This window comes from Sulfurimonas sp. (assembly GCF_032250635.1).
Classification (GTDB): domain Bacteria; phylum Campylobacterota; class Campylobacteria; order Campylobacterales; family Sulfurimonadaceae; genus Sulfurimonas.
In genome coordinates this window covers 37645-42476 of record NZ_JAVVFL010000001.1, presented here as the reverse complement: position 1 = coordinate 42476, position 4832 = coordinate 37645, and the positions used below count along the sequence as shown (strand labels likewise).

The following is a 4832-nucleotide window of genomic DNA, read 5'->3' as shown; positions in this document are numbered from 1 at the left end:
TATAACGAGTGCGGCAATAAGCCAAATGATGCAGAATCAGATAGATGGGCATGCTAGTCTCAATAAAAGTTCATCCACAAAAAGATTGAGTGAAGTTCGCAAGCTTAGGAAGCTAAAGCCTCCTGCGGTTAGAGTAGAAACAGAGATACCTTTTATAGATACTGTTTTAACGGATAAGCATGGCAACAGCGGCGTGAGAAATGAGGGTCTATTTTTTATAAGTGGGCTTAAGCAGAGTGGTAAAACTTATATTTTGACTCGCATTATAGAGAATATAAGCAAAAACCACCCCGTAATGTTTGGAAGCTTAGAGTTCGGGCAGGATCTATACGATGAGAATGTAGAGTCTCAGCAAGAGGATGGCACTTTTAGTGGGAACATAGATAACATACATACTTTTGATGACATCTATGACATAAATGCCATGTGTGCAGAAATACGACTCCAGCATAAACTATATGGGATAAAGCTTGCCGGCATTGACAGCGCTATGCGTGTATCGAATAATAATCCTCTTCTTAAAACAGACGAGAGACGCATATCTGAAAAATTTGTTAAGCTTGGAATATTGAGTAAAGAGCTGCAAATACCTATTATTATTATTGTTCAAAGCTCAAAAGAGGATTTAAAATCTTCTATGGTAAGCGTTAAGGGTTCTATGGATGCAGACCATGAGGCGTATGTATGGTTTCATATAACAAAAGTAAAGTCAAAAGATGAAGAGAGTGAACTAAGACATGTCATCTGGGTTAAAAACAAAGATACGCATAAACATCCGGTACAGCACTTAATGTTTGTACCGCAAACAAGCGACTTCTATAGAGTAGAGTTGGATGAGAACGGTTATGTAGGTAAAGCACTTGATAAGTTTAGAAAACCGCCGCCGAAAGTGATAGAGACTGTTTATGAGAATATGAAAAGTACTCCATCGTATGGAGACGTGGATGACGGTATGAGTATGCCGTTTTTAGACTAAATTAAAGGAGATAAATAGGATGGCGAATATAGGAAGAGTTTCAAAAAGTAGTTATGTAAACAAAGAGAAAGTGGTTGTTAACACGATTATACTTGACATCAGAACTATTAGTGCGAAGCATACGTTTAGTATTAGTGTCAATAAGTTGAAATATCCTGATGGTATTATCAATGCAAACATTGTAGCTGGCAAAGAGGAACATCCCGACTATCACATCTGGGCGAATCTGGCAAAGCGTGGAGAGAGTGGTTGGAGTGAGATAGTCGGCAATGTGCGCAATGCAGTTAGCGAACAAGGACTTGCTTATAAACGAGCAGTTATCTTTGACCCATTTATATCGAAAGAGAATATCTACTTTACGCTCTTTAGTGTAGATGATGAAAAGAAGATAGATGAGAATCATCTCTACAATGTTGTAGCGCAGCCTTATAGAAACATGAGTAATGCAAGTGATGCACATAACACACACTCCGCGCAGCCTAGCTATGAGCCGCAAGCCACCTATGCAAAACAAGATGGAATTCAAGTGCCTGTGTACAATGAGGCACTTCCTGCTCCTATTGACGTAGACGAAGACGAGATACCGTTTTAGCACATGAAAAGTGAGCTTGAAGATATACTAGCAAAGAAAAAAGCAGAGCCTATTCGTTTGGCTTTGTGTCGCAAAGATTTACTATCTTACACCCGATATATCTTTGAAGAGGAGTATGAAACTCCCCTTCTTGAAGCTTGGTATCATGAGCTGCTTTGCAATGCACTTATGCGCGTTGCAAGTGGAGAAGTGCCTAGGCTTATCATAAACATACCTCCAGCGTATGGTAAAACTGAATTTGCGGTGCGTCTTTTTGTCTCTTGGTTTTTAGGAAATTTTCCTAAAAAAAGAGTTATCTACACCTCTTACTCAGATGATTTGGCAACTAAAACACCTGCGGAAGTTAAGGGTTTAATAGTCTCAAAAGCCTACAACAAAGTATTTTCAAATATGTCACTAGGTCGTAAGACATCGGACAAAGAGTGGTATTTAGAGAGTAACGGCGGTATGTTTAGCACAACTGTCGGCGGCGGTATTACAGGTTTTCACGGAAATATTGTCATCATCGATGACCCGATGAAAGCAATAGAGAAAAACTCCAAAGCTACAAGGGATTTGGTAAAGAACTTCTACAAAGGCTCTATCACTTCACGACTTCGCAAGGATGATCCAAATAGTGCCATCATAGTTATTATGCAGAGGTTGCATGAAGATGACTTGGTTGGATATTTGCTTGAAGAAGAAGAAGATATCTGGACGCATATAAATCTTACCGGCATTGAAGATGAACCTAGAATGTATGACTTTTTTGACTATCACTATGAGAGAGCAGCCTTTGAGCCTCTCAATATTCACTTTGAAAATGAAGCGCAGCTTGAGAGACAAAAAAAGGTTATGAAAGAGGATTGGTATTCGCAGTATATGCAAGACCCTCGCACCGTTAAGACTGGCTATGTGAGTGATGAGCACTTTGTAAGCGTTGCAACTTGGGAGCTTAGCGAAGATAACAAGTGCATTAGCATAGACCCTGCACAAAGCACAAAAGAGACATCAGACAATCGCGCCATAAGCTTAGTGGGAGTATGTTTAAACGAAGAGAAGATGGAGCTTTTTAACGTTTATGGCACTTGGTTTGGTAAGTGGAGCAATGAAGATTTCATTAAGGAGATCATAGAAGTTATGATAAACAATCCCGCCGTTCCTGTTTTTATGGAGAGTTCCGGCGGTGGTATCATCACAGAGCAGTATCTCAAAAAAGAGATACAGAGAGTCAACTATCAGCTCAAACTAGAGGGCAAAGCGATACTTACCAATAGAGTAGTTTTGTTTAATCCAAAAACAAAAATAAGTAAAAATCAAAAAATAGACCAAAGTATAACTTGTTTAAAAAATCATCAAATCCGTTTCGTCGTAGGAGGTGCTGGGCAAGAACAGGTAAAAATTGAGTACCGTGGTTTTCATCCCGAGAAAGACTCCAAAGAGGATGATTGTATGGAGACGATTGCCAATGTTGTCGTAAATGGTTTTGTAGTGGCGAAGAGTCCTAAAAAAAATACAACTGTCAGCATGGGCGATAATACACTCCAAAGAAATAGACAAACAAAATCTTGGAGAATATAAAAGAGCCATTTTAACAACCCACTTAAGCAAAAAAATATAGTTACTATTTCTCACAATCAAAAGGTCGGTTATGAGAGAAGTTACACTTGATATTGCAAAGCTTGGGCTAATTGTCACGGACACATTGCAGATACAGCTTGTCAATAGTGTTGGCAATGTTTGCATGTCAAGCAGCGGGTATAAACTAGATACGGCTATCGTCCTCTCCTCGACAACACTTAGCATAGAGCTACTAGAAAACAGCTACATCAACATGCTTACCTTCTACCGCATTACACTCCCAAGTGGTATTAAATTTAAGTTTAGCGTTCCCTTTGGCTTAGAGGGCATACCGCACGATATGCTCTCTCTTTTACAGCTTGGATGCTACGAGGAGATAATAGACAAAGACAACAACACTCTCTCCTCAGCCTTTGTTACAAAACTAGACCTTTATTTCGCGGGGGAAAATCCTCACTTCACAAAAACAGAACTTGATATCGTACGACTTTATGAATACTACGCAAATGAAATAATAGACACGACATCCACAATAGACATCATGCAGATGATGGATGAATATTTAGCAACAATCATAGGAGAATAAGAAAATGGCAAACGAAAGTTTTATAGCAACAGTTAATAAAATTAGAGATAATCTCGACGCAGTACTTGCAACCGGAGCATTATTCAGTTTAGAGGTTGTTGACAAGCTCGAAGCTTTATCTGATATGGATTTAACCCTCGTAATCGCAGACTTTGCAAAAGGCAACTATTTAGGAAATAGAAAAATTGACATAGACCTCGCCCTTAACAACTTAAGCACGACAGAGCTTGTGACATACAAGCAGGCGGATGTTGTCCTTGTGAGCGGTGTAAAACTAGAGATGCCTTTTGACAATGGAGCTGGCGGCATACTGGAGCTTACTTCTCATGCGGATATTAAAAACTACATAGTAAACCATCTCTTATATGCGCAAGTAGTTGATACTGAAATAGTTGTGAGTGAAGCGTTTGGAGATACTCCTGCGATGATACGCGTTCGTGATGCAGACGGTAAAGCCTCAAATGTTGAGCGCATAGAGCTTCATGTTTACACTGGAACGGTTGTGGATACAAAGCCTGTTTACTTTTGGGCGAAGACGACTTCAAGCTTGGAGACGCTCGCAAACCGTGCAGGCGATATCATCCAACTTGGAAACGACATCGACTCTATTGTTACGCTCTCGCAGCGTATAGATGAGCTTATATCCCTTCAAGCAGAGATAACAAACATTTTGACAGTTCATGCAAATCTCGCAAGCATAGTCACAACAGCAGGAAGCATAGCAAACGTAAACACAACTGCGGCGAGTATTGCCGACATCAACTCTCTTGCGCTTAAAATCGTAGAGCTAAACGCTATCTATGCAGCCTTGGCGGATATACTAGACGCGTCCAATCAAGCAGACATCGCAACTGCTCAGGCGGCTACAGCAACCACTAAGGCAGCAGAGGCGGCAGGCTCTGCAACTACAGCGACAGAGCAGGCATCAATCGCTACTGCAAAAGTAAACGAGATAAAAAATGTGACGGCACAAGCTCAAACATTGGTGGCAGGAAGCGCGGCAACTGCAAGCTACAATCCTGTTGACGGCAAGCTGACTTTTGGTATCCCGCAAGGAAACAAGGGAGACAAGGGAGACAACTTTACGGTTAATGCAGTCGGACTGCTCTCACAAAAGT

At 40.6% G+C, this 4832-nt stretch carries 4 protein-coding genes and 1 pseudogene; all 5 read left to right on the top strand.

Going from position 1 to position 4832, the window contains the following annotated elements:
• Positions 1-976: hypothetical protein (locus tag RQ763_RS00195; RefSeq protein WP_314150341.1), on the top strand; the 976-nt coding region annotated here is incomplete at its 5' end.
• Positions 977-995: 19 nt separating this feature from the next.
• Positions 996-1568, top strand: a complete 573-nt coding sequence (locus tag RQ763_RS00190) for a hypothetical protein (protein WP_314150339.1) — start codon at positions 996-998, stop codon at positions 1566-1568.
• Positions 1569-1571: 3 nt separating this feature from the next.
• Positions 1572-3128 (top strand): hypothetical protein, encoded by a 1557-nt coding sequence (locus RQ763_RS00185; protein WP_314150337.1) that lies wholly within the window; start codon positions 1572-1574, stop codon positions 3126-3128.
• Between the two features lie 70 nt (positions 3129-3198).
• A complete protein-coding gene (locus RQ763_RS00180) occupies positions 3199-3714 on the top strand; it encodes a hypothetical protein (RefSeq protein WP_314150336.1) in 516 nt (171 codons plus the stop codon).
• A 4-nt stretch (positions 3715-3718) separates the two neighbouring features.
• Positions 3719-4832, top strand: a pseudogene (locus RQ763_RS00175) (hypothetical protein); the annotation flags it as partial.